This is a genomic window from Planktothrix paucivesiculata PCC 9631 (genome assembly GCF_900009265.2).
GTDB lineage: Bacteria > Cyanobacteriota > Cyanobacteriia > Cyanobacteriales > Microcoleaceae > Planktothrix > Planktothrix paucivesiculata.
In genome coordinates, this window is sequence record NZ_LR735108.1 from 1 (window position 1) to 419 (window position 419).

1 protein-coding gene is annotated in these 419 nt (G+C 37.7%); it reads left to right on the plus strand.

What is annotated here, in order from left to right:
* The coding region (locus tag PL9631_RS25770) for an RNA-guided endonuclease InsQ/TnpB family protein (protein WP_156090725.1) at positions 1–419 on the plus strand (419 nt) is incomplete at both ends.

Consider the following 419-nt stretch of genomic DNA (forward strand, 5'->3'; position numbering starts at 1 on the left):
AAGAGAATTGCGCGTAACGTATGCACATCTAACGATGTAGTCGTCTATGAAGATTTAAGTGTTAGAAATTTAGTTAAAAACCATTGTTTAGCTAAGTCAATTAGTGACGTTAGTTGGTATTTGTTTCGGAAATGGATAGAATATTTTGCAGCTAAATTTGATAAATTAGCCATTCCGGTTGCGCCGCATTACACTTCTCAAAAATGCAGTAATTGTGGGGTAATTGTGAAAAAATCTTTATCAACCCGCACCCATATTTGTAATTGTGGATGTGAGTTGCATAGAGATACAAATGCTGCAATTAATATTCTAAATCTTGGTCAACAAGCTAGGGATGGGCAATCCCGAAGTAACGCTAATGGACTAGAAACCTCTACTCTACTTGGGGAAACCCTGGCGGAGCAAGTATCTAGGTTGAA